Origin of the sequence: Romboutsia weinsteinii (assembly GCF_002250835.2) — a bacterium.
GTDB classification, from domain to species: Bacteria; Bacillota; Clostridia; order Peptostreptococcales; family Peptostreptococcaceae; genus Romboutsia_A; species Romboutsia_A weinsteinii.
The window spans coordinates 1-20,778 of record NZ_NOJY02000035.1 but is presented as its reverse complement, the minus strand read 5'-3'; the positions used below and the strand labels follow the sequence as shown (position 1 = coordinate 20,778).

Below are 20,778 nucleotides of genomic sequence, written 5' to 3'. Positions count from 1 at the left end.
CCTATTAATGTTTATTCACTATACATCGCTTTTATTATATCGTATCTACATATTATGCCTTTTAATGTATTATCTTTATCGACAACAGGTACTCTATTGATAGATTTTTTTATCATTATGTTAGCTATCATATCAAAAGTATCATCTTCTTGTACCTTTACTATATCAGTAGACATAAGATCTCCTACCTTATAGGCAGCTATTTTTTTTATATCATCTTCCATTTTTTTTAGATCTTCTAAGAAGATTAAACCTTCTAAGAAATTTACTACATTGGGAGATTCTATGTGCTTTTCTTTTTTCATTATGTCCGTTTCAGAAATTATACCTACAACTTTATTATTGCTATCTACTACAGGTAAACCTCCTATTCTCTGCTTCACTAATATATTCGCTACATCTGATACTGTATCGTCTTGTTTTGCAACTATAACTTCAGTTGTCATTATATCCTTTGCCGTTTTGTTATTCATAATATCACTCCTTAGTTAGTGTTATCGCATTTGCAACTGCATATTCTTTACAATGAGATATAGATACTTTTATTTCTAAAACATTATAATCTATGCATATCTGCTCTAAATTATTATAAGTTTTTACTATAGGCTTGCCTAATTTATCTCTTAATATTTCAATGTCTTTAAAGCTATACTCTCTGATACCCATTCCAATAGATTTACTAACTGCCTCCTTGGCTGCAAAGTTTCCTGCAATACTCTCAGGTTTAAATCCTTTAGATGCGAAGTATTCTATTTCTTTTTCAGTAAATATTTTATCTAAAAACCTAGAATTTCTCTCTATAGCTTTTTTTATTCGTTCAATTTCTATTATATCTGTTCCAATATCTAATATATTCATAAATTCCTCCAATATACTTATACTACTATTGTATTACTATTATGTGATTATATTCAATGACTTAGAGTTTAATTTTTTTGCTTAATTTTATATAAAAAATAATAAATTATGATTTCTTTATAATCAAAAAGGGCTAGGAAAAATTCCTAGCCCTCTTTTATATTAAATTATGCTTTTATAACCACTCAGCAGATTCTGTTAATATTACAGTTTTTTCTTTATCTACCGTAACAAATCCCCCTGCGATTTTTGCATCTTTAAATTTTCCATCTTTTTTTATACGTAGGTTTCCTTCAACTAGACCTGCTACAAAAGGTATATGGCCTTTAAGTATGCCTCTATCTCCGTTTGTAGTTCTAGTTATTATCATTTCAACTTGATCGTCGTAAAAGATTGTATCAGGAGTTACAACTTGTAATGCAAACTCACTTGCCATAACTATCTACTCTCCTTCGCCTTCGCAACAGCCTCTTCTATAGTTCCTACGAATATAAATGCTGATTCAGGTAAAGCATCATGCTTACCTTCAAGTATCTCTTTGAAACCTCTTATAGTTTCTTTAACTGGTACGTATTTACCATTCATTCCTGTAAATTGCTCTGCAACTGTAAATGGTTGAGACAAGAATCTTTGTATCTTTCTAGCACGAGCAACTGTTAATTTATCTTCATCTGATAATTCATCCATACCTAGTATAGCGATTATATCTTGAAGTTCTTTATATCTTTGAAGTATAGATTGTACACCTCTAGATACTTGGTAATGCTCTTTACCAACTATATTAGGGTCAAGTACTCTTGAAGTAGACTCAAGAGGGTCAACCGCTGGGTATATACCTAAAGATGCTATCTCTCTAGATAAAACCGTCTTCGCATCTAAGTGAGCGAAAGTAGTAGCTGGTGCCGGGTCAGTTAAGTCATCCGCTGGTACGTAAACTGCTTGAACAGATGTTATAGACCCTTTTTTAGTTGATGTTATTCTTTCTTGAAGAGTACCCATCTCAGTAGCTAATGTTGGTTGGTATCCAACTGCTGATGGCATACGTCCAAGAAGTGCTGAAACCTCAGATCCTGCTTGAGTGAAACGGAATATATTATCAACGAATAATAAAACGTCTTGTCCTTGCTCATCTCTGAAGTGTTCTGCCATTGTAAGTCCACTTAAAGCAACTCTCATTCTTGCTCCAGGTGGCTCATTCATTTGTCCGAATACTAGAGCAGTCTTGTTTATAACTCCAGATTCAGCCATCTCATGGTAAAGGTCATTACCTTCTCTTGTTCTTTCTCCAACACCGGCAAATACTGATATACCACCATGTTGCTTAGCTATATTATTTATAAGCTCTTGTATAAGAACTGTTTTACCAACTCCTGCTCCTCCGAACAGACCTATCTTACCACCCTTTAAGTAAGGTGCAAGTAAGTCAACTACTTTTATACCTGTTTCAAGTATTTCTGCAGTAGTTTCTAATTCATCGTATGCAGGCGCAGTTCTATGTATCGGTAATTCAGGAGCAGCTTCAGGTCTTGGCTTACCATCAACTGGTTTTCCTAAAACGTTGAATATTCTACCTAATGTAGCATCACCAACAGGAACACTTATAGGTCTTCCTGTATCTTCAACTTTCATACCTCTTACAAGACCGTCAGTTGCACTCATAGAAATACATCTAACTGTATCGTCACCTATATGTTGTGCAACTTCCGCAACTATTTCTTTATCTCCTAACTTTATCACTAACGCGTTTAATAAGTTAGGTAGGCTTTTTTCACTATCAAACTTAACATCTAGAACAGCTCCTACGATCTGTACTATTTTACCTACGTTTGCCATTTCCTAACCTCCTTATTTAAGAGCCTCAACTCCACCAACTATTTCTGTTATTTCTTGAGTTACAGCTGATTGTCTTGCTCTATTATAACTTAACTCTAGCTTAGATAACATCTCGTTTGCGTTATCCGTAGCTGATTCCATAGCAGTTCTTCTAGCCCCTTGCTCTGATGCAAATGACTCTATTACTCCACCATATACTGTTCCAGACACATATTTAGGTATTATATAACTTAAAACTGCTTCTGCTGATGGTAAGTATTGAACTCTCGGCTTTCTAACGCTATCTTCTTTTTTAGTATCCTTAATAGTCTCGTTATTATCAAATACTAAAGGAAGAACTTTTACTAGTTTAACTTCTTGAACTAGTGGTGATAAGAATTTTGTATATACCATATATACTTCATCTACTTCACCTTTTTTATATAGATCCATCGCACTTTGTGCAACTTCTAAAGATTCATTGTATCCGCAGTCTTCAACGCTAGGCATTGAATTAACCACATCATATCCTCTTTTTGAGAAAAATTCATTCGCTTTTTTCCCAATTGTAATAACTTTTTCTTGTTTATTGTCCATATGAGCAACAGTTGATTTTAGTACATTAGAGTTATATCCTCCAGCAAGACCTCTATCTCCTGCTACTACTATGTAACATTTGTTTTTAACTTCTCTTTGCTTTAAGAAGTCATCTTTAACTCCACGCGTGTTTTGTGCTATATCTTTTACAGAATCGTATAACGTAGAGAAGTACGGTCTTGTACTTTCAGCTTTATCTTTTGCTTTTCTTAGTTTAGAAGAAGCAACAAGTTCCATAGCCTTAGTTATTTGCTTAGTACTCTCAACACTGTTCATACGAGTTTTAATTGCTTTAATTCCAGCTCCTGCCAATTACTTTACCTCCTTTCTTAAAAAAGGATTACGCTTCTATAACAAATTTTTTCTTAAATTCATTTATCGCGTTTGTTAATTCAGGTGCAAAATCAGCTCCTGCAAGTATTTTTTCCCCTACTTGTGGGTAGTTGCTATCTACGAAGTTGTATAATTCAGCTTCGAATCTTGATATATTATTTACCGGAATATCTTCTAAGAAGTTGTTTATAACAGCAAATATTATCATAACTTGGTTTTCAACTTTTATAGGTTGATGTTCACCTTGCTTTAATACTTCAACTATTCTTTCCCCTTGAGCAAGTCTCTTCTTAGTATCTTCATCTAAGTCAGAACCAAATTGAGAGAATGCTGCAAGTTCTCTATATTGAGAGTAAGCAAGTTTTAAAGTACCTGCTACTTTTTTCATTGATTTTATTTGAGCTGCTCCACCAACCCTTGATACTGATATACCAGGGTCAACTGCAGGTCTAACACCTGAGTAGAATAATTCAGGTTGTAAGTATATCTGACCATCCGTTATAGATATAACATTAGTTGGGATATACGCAGAAACGTCCCCAGCTTGTGTTTCTATTATAGGAAGAGCTGTCATAGACCCTCCACCTAACTCATCAGATAATTTAGCTGCTCTTTCAAGTAATCTTGAATGTAAGTAGAATACGTCCCCAGGATAAGCTTCACGGCCTGGTGGTCTTCTAAGTAGTAATGACATCTCTCTATAAGCAACAGCTTGCTTACTTAAATCATCATATACTATTAATACATGCTTTCCGTTGTGCATAAACTCTTCACCCATAGCAGCTCCTGCATATGGTGCTAAGTATTGAAGTGGTGCAGATTCTGAAGCTGTAGCCGATACAACTATAGAATAATCCATTGCTCCACCTTTTTCTAATGTGTTAACTAATTGAGCTATAGTAGAACGTTTTTGTCCTATAGCAACATATATACAGATAACATCTTTACCTTTTTGGTTAAGTATAGTATCTATAACTATAGATGTTTTACCTGTTTGTCTATCACCTATTATAAGCTCTCTTTGCCCTCTACCTATTGGTATCATTGAGTCTATTGACTTTATACCAGTTTGTAGTGGCTCATGAACTGACTTTCTAGCCATTATACCAGGCGCTTCTGACTCTACTGGTCTAGTTTTATTAGTGTTTATTGGTCCTTTTCCATCTATTGGTTGACCTAATGAGTTAACAACTCTTCCTATTAACGCATCTCCTACCGGAACTTCTACTACTTTGTTTGTTCTCTTAACGATGTCACCTTCTTTGATCCCATCGTCATCTCCAAGTATAACCGCTCCAACTACATCTTCTTCTAAGTTAAGTGCCATACCGTATACTTCACCAGGGAACTCTAGTAATTCACCAGACATTGCTTTTTCAAGTCCGTAAACACTAGCGATACCGTCCCCAACTTTTAAAACACTACCTGTATCTGTTAATTCAACTTTATTCTCATAATTTTTTATTTGGTTCTTAATTATAGAACTTATTTCTTCAGGTCTTAAGTTCATGGGTTCACCGCCCTTCCTTCTAAGAGATTACTTGAGATAGTTGTTCTTTCATCTTCGCTAAGCGAGTTTTTACAGTACCATCTATCTCTTCGTTTCCAAGTCTAACTAAAACTCCGCCTAGTATAGTCTCATCAACTTTATTTTCTAACATAACATTTTTATTGTATTTACTTGAAAGTTTAGCTTCAAGTTCCTTAATTTCTTTATCGTTCATTGCAACAGCACTTATTACAGTACCTTCAATCACATTGTTCTTTTCATTTAATAAAGTTTTATAAGTTTTTTCTATAGCTTCTAAAGCAGATATTCTGTCTCTATCAATTAATATTTTCATGAAGTTTTTTAAGTTATCACTTATCTGTCCATTAAATATTTTTTCTACTAATTCCTTCTTTTCTCTCTTTGTTACTAAAGGAGATACTAAAGCACTATATAAATCTTTACAATTGTTTGTTAAAACTACTACTTCGTTTAACTCTTCATATAGCTTAGTAGTTGAATTTTGTTCTTCTCCTACTTGAAATAAGGCTTCAGCGTATCTACCTGCTACTACATTTATCATTTAGACTCGCCTACCTCTTTTATAAAGTTATTTATTAACTCTTCATGCTTAGCCTTATCTAAGTCTTTTTCGATTACCTTAGATGCTGCAAGTAATGCTATGTCTGATATATCATTCTTGATTTCATTCATAACTTTTTCTCTTTCTTGCTCTACATCTTTAGTAGCCTTTTCTTTTAAGCTATGTGCATCTTGCTTAGCAGTAGTTATTATTTCATTTGACTTTTGCTCCGCTCTTAAAGTAGCCTGTTTTATTATTTCTTGCCCTTCATTTTTAGCAGAGTTTATTTTTTCTTCATATTCTTTCTTGAAAGTTATACCTTCAGTCTTAGTCTTTTCTCCAAGAGCAATGTTATCTTGAATTTCTTTTTCTCTAGATTCCATTATGTCTAATACTGGCTTAAATAAAAGTTTTCTTAGGATGAAGAATAATAAGAAAGTATTTACTATTTGAAATAATAATTCATATGTTATACCTATTAGTGGTTTAAATTCCATATATATCCTCCTTTCTACTAATCACAATTCACAGTTAGGAAATATATTCTAATCCTAACTGTGACTCTCCATTAAAGCTTTTTTAACAAATTTTATACCCATGGGTTAGCGAATAAAAGGATTATTGCTATAACTAGTCCATATATACCAGTTGATTCTGCAACTGCTGCTCCTAGTAACATTGTAGACATTATGTCTCCTTTAGCTTCTGGTTGGTTACCAACTGCCTCTGCAGCTTTACCTGCCGCGAAACCTTGACCTATACCTGCTCCTATACCTGTTATAACTGCAAGACCTGCTCCTATAGCTGAACCTGCTATTGCTATTCCTGTTGCCATATCCATAATTAATTCCTCCTTAAATTTTAACTATTTTTAATTTTTTAATATTACATTATATAAATGTTTAATCTGTTTGTGTAGCATTTCCTACGAATACCATTGTCAGCATTATGAATATAAATGCTTGTAAAACTCCTGCAAATAAATCGAAGTAGAAGTGTAATGGTATTGGTATTAATAATTGTCCAAACGGTATTGATACTCCTGGTATCAATCCTGATAACCATCCTAAGAATTGATAAACTAAAGCCATTATAACCGATCCACCAAGTATATTCCCGAATGGACGGAAAGTAAGTGATATAGGTCTTGCTAATTCACCTATTATATTAAGTGGTAATAATAATGGTATTGGTTCAAGTAATCCTTTGAAGTATCCAAGACCGCTAAATTTAATTCCTGCGAAGTAAATCATAAAGAACGTAATTAGTGCCCATGCTAAAGTAGTGTCTACGTCTGTTGTCGGAGATCTAAATCCTAGCAATCCTATAAGGTTTGAACACGCAAAGAATAAAAATAAACTTCCTATGTAAGGTATCATATAAGGCATTCTCTTTACTGCCTTGTCACCCATAGTCTCGGTTACTAGTTTTCTAAGGCTACCTACAGCAAATTCTAAAAATATTTGAACTTTGCTAGTTGGAACTTTCTTTAAGTTTCTAGTTAAGAAGTAAGAAGCTATAGCAAGTCCCGCCATTATTATCCAACTTACAACTATCGTATCACTTATTTTAAAAGTTTCTCCAATGTAAATTACCCATTGTGCATATCTCACGCCTACGCCTCCTTTCTTTTTAGTTTGTCTATTATTAATGTTTTTGCCAATATAACAAACTTAGGACTTAATAAGCCTATTGCAACTCCCAGTATATGTAGATGTTGAGCTTTTGCAGAGACTATTAAAACTATTCCTGTTATAGTCATTCTTAATATATATTGAGCTGTTGTATATATTTGAGCCTTACTAACAGGCATAGCTATCGATTTTTCTAAAGATAGAGCTATTAATCTAAAATTTAATAATGCTATCAATGATCCAAATACTAATCCAAGCAACATAGACTTAGTAAACATAGATGTAATTAGTAATAAAACTAAAATAATTACATCAAATACTACAACTCCTTTTGTTACGTATTTTATTTCATTAAGTAACTTTATATTCATAAATATCACTTCCTTTTTGTATATACAATTAAAGTCTTGTAGACACCCATAAAAGCACCTCCAACACCTAATACCAGAAATATTAAAAACAGAATAGGATCTGTATTAAATTTTCCATCCAGAAACTTACCTAAAAACGCACATCCAAATATAGGTATTAGCATCATTATCCCTAGTTGACTTATCAAGGAAAACATTTTCGTCACTTCTATGTATTTATTTTTATCACTCATATCTAGTATCCCTCACTATCATGAAAAAACATATCATGTTTTTTTCATAGGTATTCAACTATTGCTTACTTTTTCATATTTTTTCAATAAAGTTATTCTACCACTTTTTGTTTGATTTTAAAATATATTTGTTAAATTTTTATATCTTTTCTTTATCGTATAACGTTTTCATTGTTTTTTTATTGTTTTTTCTTAAGTTTTTTATACTTATTTTAATATTTACTTTATATAAATAATTACAAATTGTCAAATTATTTTAATTTTTCTTTCCATTATAAAGTTCTTTTTAATTCTATCTATATAATAATCATCCCCATATAGTACCATTTATATAGTTTTTATTTTTATAATTACCAATTAGTTAAATTTTACCATTAAAATTAATAACAACTATATCAAATGTACAAATAGTATTTAGAATTATATGATTTTATAATAAAAAAAGAATCTATATAAAATATAGATTCTTTTTCGGTAATTATTTAGTACCGAATATTCTATCTCCTGCATCTCCTAATCCAGGAACTATGTATCCGTGGTCATTTAATTTTTCATCTATTGCCGCAACATATATATCTACATCGCTGTGATATTTTTGAACTTCCGCTATTCCTTCTGGTGCTGCAACTAAGTTAACTAATTTTATAGTCTTTGCTCCGTTTGCCTTAAGTATATCTATTGCTGCAACTGCTGATCCACCTGTTGCAAGCATTGGGTCTACTATTATCATTTCTCTTTCTTCTATATCTGTCGGGAACTTACTGTAGTATTCAACCGGCTCTAAAGTTTCTGGATCTCTATATAGACCTACATGTCCAACTTTAGCAGCTGGGATTAAGTTTACTAATCCATCTACCATTCCAAGGCCAGCTCTTAATATAGGAACTATACCTAATTTTTTACCCGCTACCATCTTACAAGTTGTTTTTACAACTGGAGTTTCTATTTCAACATCTTCTAATTGTATATTTCTTGTTATTTCATATCCCATTAACATTGTTATTTCTGTTAAAAGTTCTCTGAAATCCTTAGACCCAGTATTTTTGTCTCTCATGATTGTTAACTTGTGTTGTATTAATGGGTGATCTGTTACTATTACGTTGCTCATTCTTAATTTCCTCCTACTTATTATGTTTCTTTTCTATTTCCTTTATCATATCAACTCTTTTAGAGTGTCTATCACCTTCAAATTCAGTATTTATCCAAGCTTCAACTATTTCTAAAGCCAAACCTCTTCCAAGTACTCTTTCTCCTAACGATAACATATTTGCATCATTATGAGCTTTTGACATTTTTGCTGAAAACACATCTGATACTACAGCACATCTTATTCCAGGAACCTTGTTCGCCGCTAAAGATATACCAATACCTGTTCCACAACATAATATTCCATAATCTACTTCTTTATTCGCTACAGCATTTGCTACTACTTCTCCGTACATAGGATAATCAACAGATTCAGAACTATTTTTAGTTCCAAAATCTACACATTCAATTCCCTTACCTTCAAGATAAGTTATGATTTCTGATTTTAAGTTGTACCCTCCATGGTCACTTCCTAAGCCTATTCTCATTATGTAACTCCTCCGATTTTATTATTTAAATTGTCTAATTAAACTTCCTATATCTTATAAAATATATATTTTATAAATAGCTATGTTTTATAAATTTTAAAATAAATGTTTCGAGCTATTCTTGCAGTTAATTATAATTCGTATTATATAGAATATTATATTATTAATTCTTAGCATAAACTTATATTATTATATAACATTTTCATGTATATTTTCTAGTATATTCTTCATTTTTACCAATTAAATTTAGGCTTTTATTATTTTATATCCTGCTGATTTAAGAAGTCTGTTCATTATAGCTTGACCTACCCCTTTATTTGGAAATTCCTCTGAGTATACTATATCTATATTATTTTTATCCATTTCTCTAAGTATATCAAACAAATTACTTGCAACCTCTTCTAGGGTATCTCCTAATCCAATAGATGTAGCCTTATATTTATCTTTATTCTTATTTAAACACATTACACCTGTATTTAATCCTTTTGATGTATTTTCTATAGTTAAATCATTTATCTTAGAAATTATTGCGTCTTCATTTCCAGATACTATAAATACATCTGCATCAGGAGAGTAGTGTGTATATTTCATCCCTGGAGCCTTTGCTTTTTTATTATCTTCTTTTTTCGCTAAGGACGGATCTATTTGAACTTCTCCAATTACTTTTTCCAAATCTTCCTTAGTTATACTCCCTGGTCTTAATATCATAGGTGTATTACTCGTTAAATCTAGTACTGTAGATTCTAATCCAAAATTACTATCTCCACCTAGCACGATCCCATCTACTCTTCCATTCATCTCTTCATAAACATGATTGGCCTTTGTAGGAGACGGTCTACCTGATATATTTGCAGAAGGAGCTGCAATAGGAACACCAGCTTGCTTGATTATTTCTCTTGCTATCTTATGAGATGGCATTCTTATTGCAACAGTTTCTAGTCCACCACTTGTAGTATAGGGTACAATACTCTTTTTATTTAGAATTATAGTTATTGGTCCTGGCCAAAACTTATTCATTACTTCTTTAGCTTTTTCATTAATATCGTTAGCTAAATCATAAACTTCTTCTTTATTATATATATGTACTATCAGCGGATTATCACTTGGCCTTCCTTTTGCTTCATATATTTTTTTTACTGCATTTTCATCTAGTGCATTCGCCCCTAAACCATATACAGTTTCAGTTGGAAATATAACCGTTTTTCCTTCACTCAAAAGTTTACCTTGTTTTTTTATTTCATCTAAATCTATGTCCTTTTCATTAATTTTGCTTATAATAGTTTTCATCTTATGTATACCTACTTTCATTTTTAGTTTTAGATGCAATATACAATCACTGTACCTACTAAAAATCCTACTATACAATATAGGCTTCTTGATTGAGGAAATATTTCTTCTAAAACAACATACATCATAGTTCCTGCTGCTCCTGCAAGAAATACACCTATTAGAGAACTAAAAGCTGCTCCAAAATAAGCACCTAAAAAACTTCCTATTCCCATAGGTATTCCTGCTATTAATGTAAATAAAATTACTTTTGTAATTTTCATTTTTGTTCCAACTAAGCTTAGTGCCATCGCTAGACCTTCTGGTATGTTATGTAATCCTATAACTATGGCAAGAGTAATCCCTAAAGACTCTGCAGACATAAATGAAGATCCTATAGCTAAACCTTCTGGCAAATTATGAAGTAGTATACTTATAAATATAAGATATCCAGATTTCATATCTTTAGATACATCTAACCTTGTTTTTATGAACATAGTTATTAATGCTCCAACAAATGTAAATATAACTGTATATCCAACTCCCATAACGTCCATAGACTCTTTCATTAAGTCAAATACAACTACTGCCAGCATTATTCCACCAGACAACCCCATAAAAAAGTCTAAATACTTGTCTACTTTTTTCTTAAACAGTGCTGATATTACGCCTCCAAAGCCTGTTCCTATGACACCTGCAAATAATCCAATCAATGTAATTTTTAGTATCATCTCAACCTCCTTGTACCCCTATATAAATATTATATACAGTACAAGCCGATAACATAACTTCAAAGTAGTTATAGAAAAATCCCTAATAAATTAGGGATTTATATTGCTGACATCTTTTCTGTCTGATCAACAGTAATTAGAGCATCTAGCATTTCATCAATATCTCCATCTAAGAATTGATCTAATTTATATAAAGTTAAGTTTATTCTGTGATCACTTACTCTTCCTTGAGGGAAGTTGTAAGTTCTGATTCTCTCAGATCTATCTCCTGTACCAACTTGACTCTTTCTTTCTGCTGCTATATCTTTATTTTGCTCAGCTAATGCGTGATCGTATAGTCTAGCTTTTAAAACCTTCATAGCTTGCTCTTTATTTTTTAATTGAGATTTACCATCCTGACAAGAAACTACTTCTCCTGTTGGTATATGAGTTATTCTAACCGCAGAGTCAGTAGTGTTAACACTTTGTCCACCATTTCCTGAAGAACGGAAAACATCTATTCTTAAATCATTTGGGTTGATTGTAATTTCTACATCTTGTACTTCTGGTAATACTGCTACTGTAGCTGTTGATGTATGGATTCTTCCTCCAGATTCTGTAGAAGGTATTCTTTGAACTCTATGAACCCCTGATTCATACTTAAGTCTTGAATACGCACCTTGACCTTTTATTAAGAAAGATACCTCTTTGTATCCACCTACACCAGTATCACTAGCACTTAAAAGTTCCATCTTCCATCTTCTTCTCTCAGCATATCTTGAGTACATTCTAAATAAATCACCTGCAAATAGAGCTGCTTCATCTCCACCTGCTCCACCTCTAACTTCAACTATAACGTTCTTATCATCATTAGGGTCCTTTGGTAATAATAGAATCTTTAATTCAGCTTCTAATGGATCTACTTTATCTTCTAATTCAGATAATTCCATCTTAGCTAACTCTCTTAATTCTTCATCAGATTCTTCTTTTAATATATCTTTTGAAAACTCTATATTTTCTACTACTTCTTTGTATTCTCTATACTTCATTACTATAACTTCTAAATCCGAATGCTCTTTCATATACTTTTGCCATGTTTGTTGATTATTTATTACTTCCGGATCACTTATTTTGTCTGTTAAATCTTTATATTTATCCTCTAGTACTTCTAATTTCTTTAGCATACTTTTCACCTCTTTAATTGTAGCATATCAATTTTTCATTATATCATAGTTTAAACCCTATAACAACTCTATCGATGCCCTGTATATCCTTCTTAGTATATATTTTAGTATATCCATTATTCTTCATAATCTCCGCTACATCTTGAGCTTGATCATGACCTACTTCATAAGCTAAAATACCATTTTTACTTATGTAATCTTTAGACTGTTCTGTTATATCTCTATAAAAATCTAATCCATCTTCCCCTCCCTCTAGGGCTGTATATGGCTCATAGTCTTTTACCTGCATATGTAAAGTATCTATATCTGCCTTAGGTATATACGGAGGATTAGACACTATAATATCAAATTTTATATTTTTGCCTCTTATAGCAGTAAATAAATCTGACTTTATAAAATCTATTTTTTGATTTACTTCATTTGATATAGCATTTTTCTTACCTACCTCTAATGCAATATCTGATATATCAAATGATGTTAATCTAGATTTTTCTATATATTTAGCTAAGCTTACTGTTATAGCTCCAGATCCTGTTCCTATATCTAATATATTTACTTCTTCTTTCTCCTTGCAAAGCTCTATAACTTCTTCCACTAAAGGTTCTGTATCCGGTCTAGGAATTAATACTCCTTCTTTAACAAAAAAATCTAATCCCATAAATTCTCGATTTCCTACAATATAAGCTATTGGTCTTCCTTCTAATCTATCTTTCATCAACACTAAGAAACTTTCTTCTTCTTCTGTCGTTAGCTTTTTATTAATATTCATGTGTATATATAATCTATCTACATCTCCAAGAGCCTTCTGTAATAATAATTCTATATCTAATCTAGGAGTATCACTTATCTCCTTAAGCTCATCTGAGTATTTTATAATTATATCTCTTATTGTCATTAATATCTCCTCTATTTCTCATCTAATACAGCCTTTAATGCAGCTAATGCAACTTCTAACTGATCATCATCTGGTTCTTTTGTTGTAAATTTTTGTAGCATCATACCTGGGTATGCAATAATTTTAGTAAATATATTGTTGTATTTCCCAAGAAATCTAATTATTTCGTAAGATATTCCCGCTACTATCGGTATGCATATTATTCTCATAGCTATTCTAGCAAGTGGATTTGGCCATCCAAAGAATGAAAATAGTATTATAGATGTGGACATTACTATAAATAAAAAATTAGTTCCACATCTTGGATGAAGAGTAGTAAAAGGTCTTGCATTTTCTACTGTAAGTTCTAAATCATTTTCATAACAATATATAGATTTATGCTCCGCGCCATGATACTGGTATACTCTTGCAATATCTTTATTTTTTGAAATTAATACTATGTAAATAAATAAAATACTTATCCTAATAAACCCCTCAATTAAATTAAGTATTAAGTCATTAGATATTAATCTTGAGAACATCCCACCAACAGCCGTTGGAATTAGAACAAATAAACCTACTGATAAAATTAAAGATAAGGCTACGGTTAATCCCATAGTTACATCATTTGCTTTATCCTTAAATATTTTTTTGATAAATCTATCAAATGCATCTTCTTCCTCATCTTCCATAAAGAAATCAGAAGAAAAGTTTAAACTCTTAACTCCTTCTAACATTGTTTCTATCAATATGAATGATCCTCTAACAAAAGGTATTTTATCTATATTCTTTTCATTTATCCAACTTTTTATTTTATTTTTTTTAATTACTATTTCGCCATCGCTTTTTCTTACTGCTATAGCTCTTTTATCTTTAGACTGCATCATTACACCTTCGATTACAGCTTGACCCCCTACTGTCTGTTTTTTCATATTCTCACCTCTTTTAAATTTGTAAAATAAGTTACTAATTTATATTATAATATAAAAATTCCCTTTAAAGTAGAGTATATAACACTTATTTGTCTCACTTCAAAGGGATATCTATATATTTTATATTTATTTACATACTACATGACATTTTCTACATCTTGCTTCATAGCTTTCTACTGCTCCTACTTGTATGATAGGATCATCATATTTTGCTGGTTCACCATTGATTAGTCTTTGAGATCTAGTCGCAGGTTGTCCACAAACAGAACATATAGCTTGTATCTTATCAACAAATTCAGCCATCGCTAATAATCTTGGAGTAGGCCCAAATGGCTCACCCTTAAAATCCATATCAAGACCAGCTGCGATTACTCTTATTCCCTTATCAGCTAAGTCTACTGCTACGTCTACTATTTCAACATCAAAGAACTGAACTTCATCTATACCAACTACTTGGGTCTTATTATCTATAAATTTATATATATCAGATGAGTTACTAATTGGAATAGCATTTATACTATCTCCACTATGAGAAACTACATCATCCTTGCTGTATCTGTCATCTATTTGAGGCTTAAAAACTATAACATTTTGCTTCGCTATCTTTGCTCTTTTTAATCTTCTTATAAGTTCTTCACTTTTTCCACTATACATCGGCCCTATTACAGCTTCTATATATCCGTGGTTAATTGGTCTGTACATAACTGAAACCCCCTATAAAAATTCACTTCGTTCATCACGCCAACGTCTGTTCAGCAAGTTCACATCCCGTTGCTTAAAATTCACTTCGTTTATAACGCCAACGTCTGCTCAACAGGTTCGTATCCTGCTGCTTAGAACTTACTTTATCCTGTTCACTTAGTCAATTTTAGATAATTTTAAGTTTATTAACCAATATTTACCAACTAATTTTAGATGTAATATATGGTGTTATTTGAAATAAAATAGGAGTTGGCTGCCCAACTCCACATTTATAAAGACTAGTCCATTTTGAATCTCTTCTTGAACTTGTCTATTCTTCCACCAGCTTCTATATTCTTTTGCTTTCCAGTATAGAAAGGATGGCACTCAGAACATATTTCTATTTTTATTTCGTCGTTAGTTGACCCCGCAACGAATGTGTTTCCACAAGCACAACGTACTTCAACTAAGTTATATTTTGGTTGTATATCTTTTTGCATTATAGTCACCTCTTCTCTTTATTTTTCAAATTAATTATATTAATTTTTTTATTTTTACATTATCAACTATCCTATTATAACATAAGTTTTTTATAGGTACAAGGAGTTTTTAAGTAGTTTAAAGTGCCTTTATAGATTTTATAAATTCGTCGTTATTCTTCGTTCTTTTTAATAATTCTATCACTTTATCAGTAACCTCTAACACAGAGTTGTTACTCATTTCTCTTCTTAATCTCCATAATGCTGATTTCTCTTGTTCGCTTAGTAATAAGTCTTCTCTTCTTGTACCAGACTTATAAATATCTACAGCTGGGAAGATCCTCTTTTCAGCTAACTTTCTATCTAAGTGTAATTCCATGTTACCAGTACCTTTGAATTCTTCAAAGATTACATCGTCCATTCTAGACCCAGTCTCTACAAGTGCAGTTGCAAGTATTGTTAATGAACCACCTTGTCTAATATTTCTAGCTGCACCAAAGAATTTCTTAGGTCCATGTAGTGCTCCTGGATCAAGACCTCCAGATAATGTTCTTCCTGTTGGTGATATAGTTAAGTTGTACGCTCTAGCAAGTCTTGTTATACTATCTAGTAATATCACAACGTCTTTCCCATGCTCAACTAATCTTTGAGCTCTGTTTAGAACCATCTCTGCAACCTTAACGTGATGACTAGATACTTGGTCAAAAGTAGAGTATATTACATCTCCATTTATAGATTCTCTCATATCAGTAACCTCTTCAGGTCTTTCATCAATAAGAAGTACTATAAGCTCAACATTTGGGTGATTCTTTGCTATGCTGTTTGCTACACTCTTAAGTAATATAGTTTTACCAGCTTTAGGTGGTGCAACTATTAATCCTCTTTGCCCCTTACCAATAGGAGATATTAAGTCAATTAACCTTGTAGATATTTCATTTTGACTTTTTTCTAAAGTTAATCTTTCCTCTGGATATATTGGTGTTAATGTTTCAAAAGCTTTTCTTTGTATTGCAGTATCTGGATTTTCATCATTTATTTTTTGCACGTAAAGTAACGCTCTAAATTTCTCTCCACTTTTAGGATGTCTAGTTATACCTTTAACTTTATCCCCTGTTTTCATATTGAATCTTCTTATTTGAGATGGAGATACATATACATCGCCTTCTGTAGATAAATAGTTTGATCCTCTTAAAAATCCAAATCCATCGGGTAATATTTCTAATACTCCCATTACCTCATCTTCTTTAGAAGTATTAAATTCATCTACTATCTTAGATTCATCTACAACTTTTGTAGCGTAATAAGGCTTGCTGTTATTATTTCTTAAATTTCTATTATCTATACCCGTACCTTTGTAATCCGAATTTTGTTGCCTAGTATCTCTATTAGGTCTATTATTATCTGATGTACGAGCAGTGTATGGTTTTACATATGGTTTAGTTTCCGGTTTAACGTCTTCTTTTACTTGCTCCACAACTTTCTTCACTTCCACATTATTCTTATTTATATTTTCAGCTATAATTTCAGCTAATTCACTTTTTTTATATTTACTTATCGACTTTATGTTTATTTCTTTTGCAATATCTTTTAATTGAGTTAACGTTTTTTCTTGTAACTCGTCTAATGTTAAATTATCTATACTCAAAGAAATCCTCCTCATCTATTCATCTTTCTATTTTTTCTTGGAAATTAAAGGTGTGAAAAAGAAAAGTTTAATCTATAACAATTAATTCTAATAATATCACTACTACTATATTATGGTCAATAAATAAAATTTAAAACACCTTCTATATAACTTTAATCTTTGTATATATTATGAATACAATATTTCATGCTAGTTTTTGATAGAAGCTTAATATTCATTTTAAGTAATATTTGCAATATTTCTGCACTAAAAATAGACAGCAATATTTAATCACTGTCCATTTTATATTAGTCATTTTGTTTAAGCTTCATATTTAGCCATAAGCTCAACTAATAATTCATTTTTATTTAAGTTGTGTATTGCATCTACAAATCTTATTGTACCCGTTTTAGCTCTCATAACTACAGATTGAGTTGTAGCCTGATTATTTCCATTAAGTCTTACTCCCTTTAGTAAGTCTCCCTCTGTAATACCCGTTGCTGCGAAGAATAAGTCATCACCTTTTGCTAAATCCTCTATCGTTAATACCTTTTGTATATCTTCATCAGAGAATCCCATCTCATGACACCTTTCTCTTTCTTGATCACTTAATGGATATATCTGTGCTTGCATATCTCCACCCATACATTTTATAGCAGCTGCTGTTATAACACCCTCTGGTCCTCCACCGATTCCCATAAGCATATCTATACCTGTATCTTCAAAACAAGTAGCTATTCCAGTTGCAACATCCCCGTCACCAAACATCTTTATTCTAGCACCTAATTTTCTTGCTGCATCTACTATATAATCGTGTCTTTCCCTATCTTGAACAGTTATTGTCATTTGACTTGGCTTTTTACCAAGTGCTTTTGCAACATTTATAATATTCTCTTCTGCACTCTTATTTAAATCAATACAACCTTTTGCCTTAGGACCTACTATTATCTTTTTCATATATGTATCTGGTGCATTTAATAAACTTCCTTTAGAACCCATAGCTATTACTGCTATAGCATTAGGAAGTCCTTTTGCGATTAGTGTAGTTCCATCTAATGGGTCAACTGCAATATCTACTTCCATACAGTCATCAGTTGCCATACCTACTTTTTCACCTACATATAACATTGGAGCTTCATCTAGTTCCCCTTCTCCAATTACAACTTCACCATTTATCTTCACTGATTCAAAGGCTTTTCTCATAGCCTCTACTGCTGCTCCATCTGCTCCATTTTTATCGCCTTTTCCCATAAAGCCTGATGATACTAGTGCTGCCGATTCCGTTACTCTAACAAGTTCTAATGCTAAATTTCTATCCATTATGTTCATCTCCTTAAGTAATCTTTCATGAAAATTATATATCACAATTGTTAATTAGTAAACATACATATGACTTTTTTCTTGATTAGTGTACTTTATTTTACAATTATTTTAGTTTTTCTTAACTTATTTCATTAAATACTTACAACTTATAGTATATTTTTTAGCATTTTCTTTAACTTTATATTTATGATCTAAATAAAAAAGTCACCTAAAATTATATTTTAGATGACTTTTTTATTAAAACATTGAAGCTAGCATACTTATAACACTTGCTAAACTTGATATAATAAGTACAGCAGCTATACTTATTGCTATTATTTTATTTGCTTTTTTTTGTTTTTTAGCTCTTGACAACTTATTTCACCCCACTAGTAGTTACTTTTTCTTTTTTATCCTTAGTCTTAGTAGCAGGTTTTTTATCTACACTCTCTGAAATTTGTTTTAGATATGCTATAAAGTCATCTCTAAGTTCTTCTTTCTTTAATGCAAAATCTACCGTAGCTTCTAAGAATCCTAATTTGTCTCCAACATCATATCTTCTACCTTCAAAATTGTATGCATACATTGCTTCTTTCTTAGATAATTCTTTTAAAGCATCTGTAAGCTGAACCTCTCCACCTTTACCCGTTGGTAAATCTTCTAATATTTCAAATATCTCAGGTGTTATTATATATCTACCTAATATTGCAATATTTGAAGGTGCCTTTCCAGGTTCCGGCTTTTCTACTAAATCTTTAACTTTATAAACTCTATCTTCTATATGTTTAGCTGCTATTACACCATATTTGTCTGTATTTTGCGGATCTACTTTTTGTACACCTAAAATAGTTGTTCTATACTCTTCATATGCATCTATAAGCTGCTTTAAGCATGGAACCTCATTATCTACTATGTCATCTCCTAGCATAACAGCAAATGGCTCATCTCCTATAAAGTGCCTTGCACAGTATATTGCATCTCCTAACCCTCTAGGTTCTTTCTGTCTAATATAATGTATATTTATCATATTTGATATACCTTGTACTACTTCTAGAAGTTCTTTTTTTCCTTTTTGCTCTAATTCTAGTTCTAATTCTACAGATTTATCAAAATGATCTTCTATCGATTTTTTATTTCTTCCAGTAATTATCAGTATCTCTTCTATACCAGATGCCACTGCTTCCTCTATTATATATTGTAAAGTCGGCTTATCTACTATCGGTAGCATTTCTTTTGGTTGAGCTTTTGTCGCTGGCAAAAATCTTGTACCTAAACCAGCTGCCGGTATTACAGCTTTTTTTACTTTTATTTGCATAATTAATTATTCCCTCCACCAGAATTGTTAATATACAAAAAGCCCTATAATATAGGACTTTTGATATATATTTTAACATTAATCGGATGTATTTTCCATGTATATTATTTTTCCAATATCTTTTCTAGTTCTTTTAATAAGCTATCAAACTTATCGATAGTACTTTCTATCGGTTTAGTGCTTGATAAATTAACTCCACTATCCTTCAATAAATTTAGAGGGTAGTTAGAGCCTCCTTTTCTCAAGAAGTTCAAATAATTTTCAGGTCCATTACTCAAAATATCTTGAGCAAAGTTAATCCCAGCGCTACATCCTGTAGCATACTTATAAACATAAAAACTATTGTAAAAATGTGGTATTCTAGACCAACCCACCATTGATAATTGATCTACTTCATAATCATTTCCGTAATATTTCTTTAATAAATTACCCCATACATCATTTAAAACTAATGCATTTACATTTTTACCATCCTCGACCATTTCATGTATAGTTTTTTCAAACTCTGCATACATAGTCTGAGTATATACTGTGTCTTTTATTAAATCCAAATATTGTGTTATATAATATGCTTTCTCTTTATCATCATTTGCATTTCTTATTAGGACTTCGTAAAGTAGTGCCTCATTAGTAGTCGATGCTACTTCATGAGTAAATATAGATGGATTTGAATTAAAATAATTTTGATTTTTTGAACTTATATATTCATATGCAGCATGACCTAATTCATGAGCTAATGTAGATACTGATCCTAAAGTATTGTTATAATTTAATAGTATATAAGGATGATCATCATATACCGATAAGCAGTATCCACCACTGACTTTATTCTCTGATGAATAAACATCTATCCATCTTTCATTAAATGCTTTATATAATATATCTCCATACTCCTTACCCAAAGGAGATAGGGCAGAATATATGATA

The 20,778-nt window shown here is 31.7% G+C and carries 25 protein-coding genes; all 25 read right to left on the bottom strand.

All coding sequences use genetic code 11. The features are described 5' to 3' along the window. Positions 1-11: 11 nt before the first annotated feature. A complete protein-coding gene (locus tag CHL78_RS14990) occupies positions 12-473 on the bottom strand; it encodes a CBS domain-containing protein (protein ID WP_094368402.1) in 462 nt (153 codons plus the stop codon). Between the two features lie 4 nt (positions 474-477). Then, positions 478-858 (bottom strand): holo-ACP synthase, encoded by a 381-nt coding sequence (acpS, locus tag CHL78_RS14985; protein ID WP_094368403.1) that lies wholly within the window; start codon positions 856-858, stop codon positions 478-480. Positions 859-1,033: 175 nt separating this feature from the next. Next, positions 1,034-1,294: a FoF1 ATP synthase subunit delta/epsilon gene (locus CHL78_RS14980; protein ID WP_094368404.1), complete on the bottom strand. Its 261-nt coding sequence runs from the start codon at positions 1,292-1,294 to the stop codon at positions 1,034-1,036. Between the two features lie 2 nt (positions 1,295-1,296). Continuing rightward, a complete protein-coding gene (gene atpD / locus CHL78_RS14975; protein WP_094368405.1) occupies positions 1,297-2,691 on the bottom strand; it encodes a F0F1 ATP synthase subunit beta in 1,395 nt (464 codons plus the stop codon). A gap of 12 nt (positions 2,692-2,703) precedes the next feature. Then, positions 2,704-3,579, bottom strand: a complete 876-nt coding sequence (gene atpG, locus CHL78_RS14970) for an ATP synthase F1 subunit gamma (RefSeq protein ID WP_094368406.1) — start codon at positions 3,577-3,579, stop codon at positions 2,704-2,706. 28 nt (positions 3,580-3,607) lie between these two features. Further along, complete coding sequence (atpA, locus tag CHL78_RS14965) at positions 3,608-5,110, bottom strand: F0F1 ATP synthase subunit alpha (RefSeq protein ID WP_094368407.1); 1,503 nt, start codon at positions 5,108-5,110, stop codon at positions 3,608-3,610. A 19-nt stretch (positions 5,111-5,129) separates the two neighbouring features. Further along, positions 5,130-5,672, bottom strand: a complete 543-nt coding sequence (locus CHL78_RS14960; protein ID WP_094368408.1) for a F0F1 ATP synthase subunit delta — start codon at positions 5,670-5,672, stop codon at positions 5,130-5,132. Next, positions 5,669-6,169 (bottom strand): F0F1 ATP synthase subunit B, encoded by a 501-nt coding sequence (gene atpF / locus CHL78_RS14955; protein WP_094368409.1) that lies wholly within the window; start codon positions 6,167-6,169, stop codon positions 5,669-5,671. Before atpF ends, CHL78_RS14960 begins: the two co-directional genes overlap by 4 nt. A gap of 92 nt (positions 6,170-6,261) precedes the next feature. After that, positions 6,262-6,507, bottom strand: coding sequence for an ATP synthase F0 subunit C (gene atpE / locus CHL78_RS14950; protein WP_094368437.1), 246 nt, complete (start codon positions 6,505-6,507; stop codon positions 6,262-6,264). 67 nt (positions 6,508-6,574) lie between these two features. Next, positions 6,575-7,285, bottom strand: coding sequence for a F0F1 ATP synthase subunit A (gene atpB, locus CHL78_RS14945; RefSeq protein WP_094368410.1), 711 nt, complete (start codon positions 7,283-7,285; stop codon positions 6,575-6,577). Positions 7,286-7,287: 2 nt separating this feature from the next. Beyond that, the gene (locus tag CHL78_RS14940; RefSeq protein WP_094368411.1) at positions 7,288-7,677 is read right to left on the bottom strand and encodes an ATP synthase subunit I; all 390 of its coding nucleotides are present in this window, start codon (positions 7,675-7,677) and stop codon (positions 7,288-7,290) included. Positions 7,678-7,682: 5 nt separating this feature from the next. Next, entirely contained in the window at positions 7,683-7,910 is a 228-nt protein-coding gene (locus CHL78_RS14935) for an AtpZ/AtpI family protein (RefSeq protein ID WP_094368412.1), read from the bottom strand. A 478-nt stretch (positions 7,911-8,388) separates the two neighbouring features. After that, positions 8,389-9,018 carry a uracil phosphoribosyltransferase gene (gene upp / locus CHL78_RS14930; RefSeq protein WP_094368413.1) on the bottom strand — a complete coding sequence of 210 codons (630 nt, stop codon included), beginning with the start codon at positions 9,016-9,018 and terminating at the stop codon, positions 8,389-8,391. Between the two features lie 13 nt (positions 9,019-9,031). Then, entirely contained in the window at positions 9,032-9,484 is a 453-nt protein-coding gene (rpiB, locus tag CHL78_RS14925; RefSeq protein WP_094368414.1) for a ribose 5-phosphate isomerase B, read from the bottom strand. A 246-nt stretch (positions 9,485-9,730) separates the two neighbouring features. Beyond that, positions 9,731-10,771: an L-threonylcarbamoyladenylate synthase gene (locus CHL78_RS14920; protein ID WP_094368415.1), complete on the bottom strand. Its 1,041-nt coding sequence runs from the start codon at positions 10,769-10,771 to the stop codon at positions 9,731-9,733. 29 nt (positions 10,772-10,800) lie between these two features. Continuing rightward, positions 10,801-11,481, bottom strand: a complete 681-nt coding sequence (locus CHL78_RS14915) for a ZIP family metal transporter (RefSeq protein WP_094368416.1) — start codon at positions 11,479-11,481, stop codon at positions 10,801-10,803. 98 nt (positions 11,482-11,579) lie between these two features. Continuing rightward, positions 11,580-12,644, bottom strand: a complete 1,065-nt coding sequence (gene prfA / locus CHL78_RS14910; protein WP_094368417.1) for a peptide chain release factor 1 — start codon at positions 12,642-12,644, stop codon at positions 11,580-11,582. Positions 12,645-12,687: 43 nt separating this feature from the next. Continuing rightward, a complete protein-coding gene (gene prmC / locus CHL78_RS14905; protein WP_094368418.1) occupies positions 12,688-13,539 on the bottom strand; it encodes a peptide chain release factor N(5)-glutamine methyltransferase in 852 nt (283 codons plus the stop codon). A gap of 11 nt (positions 13,540-13,550) precedes the next feature. After that, the gene (locus tag CHL78_RS14900) at positions 13,551-14,450 is read right to left on the bottom strand and encodes a DUF1385 domain-containing protein (protein ID WP_094368419.1); all 900 of its coding nucleotides are present in this window, start codon (positions 14,448-14,450) and stop codon (positions 13,551-13,553) included. Positions 14,451-14,576: 126 nt separating this feature from the next. After that, positions 14,577-15,152: a thymidine kinase gene (locus tag CHL78_RS14895; RefSeq protein ID WP_094368420.1), complete on the bottom strand. Its 576-nt coding sequence runs from the start codon at positions 15,150-15,152 to the stop codon at positions 14,577-14,579. A 278-nt stretch (positions 15,153-15,430) separates the two neighbouring features. Beyond that, the gene (gene rpmE / locus CHL78_RS14890; RefSeq protein WP_094368421.1) at positions 15,431-15,631 is read right to left on the bottom strand and encodes a 50S ribosomal protein L31; all 201 of its coding nucleotides are present in this window, start codon (positions 15,629-15,631) and stop codon (positions 15,431-15,433) included. A gap of 118 nt (positions 15,632-15,749) precedes the next feature. Beyond that, positions 15,750-17,270, bottom strand: a complete 1,521-nt coding sequence (rho, locus tag CHL78_RS14885) for a transcription termination factor Rho (RefSeq protein ID WP_199534070.1) — start codon at positions 17,268-17,270, stop codon at positions 15,750-15,752. 285 nt (positions 17,271-17,555) lie between these two features. Further along, entirely contained in the window at positions 17,556-18,554 is a 999-nt protein-coding gene (glpX, locus tag CHL78_RS14880) for a class II fructose-bisphosphatase (RefSeq protein ID WP_094368423.1), read from the bottom strand. 358 nt (positions 18,555-18,912) lie between these two features. Then, on the bottom strand, positions 18,913-19,851 hold the full coding sequence (gene galU / locus CHL78_RS14875) for a UTP--glucose-1-phosphate uridylyltransferase GalU (protein WP_094368424.1): 939 nt from the start codon (positions 19,849-19,851) through the stop codon (positions 18,913-18,915). A gap of 104 nt (positions 19,852-19,955) precedes the next feature. Further along, a partial coding sequence (locus CHL78_RS14870) for a M3 family metallopeptidase (RefSeq protein WP_147295831.1) occupies positions 19,956-20,778 on the bottom strand: 823 nt, incomplete at its 5' end.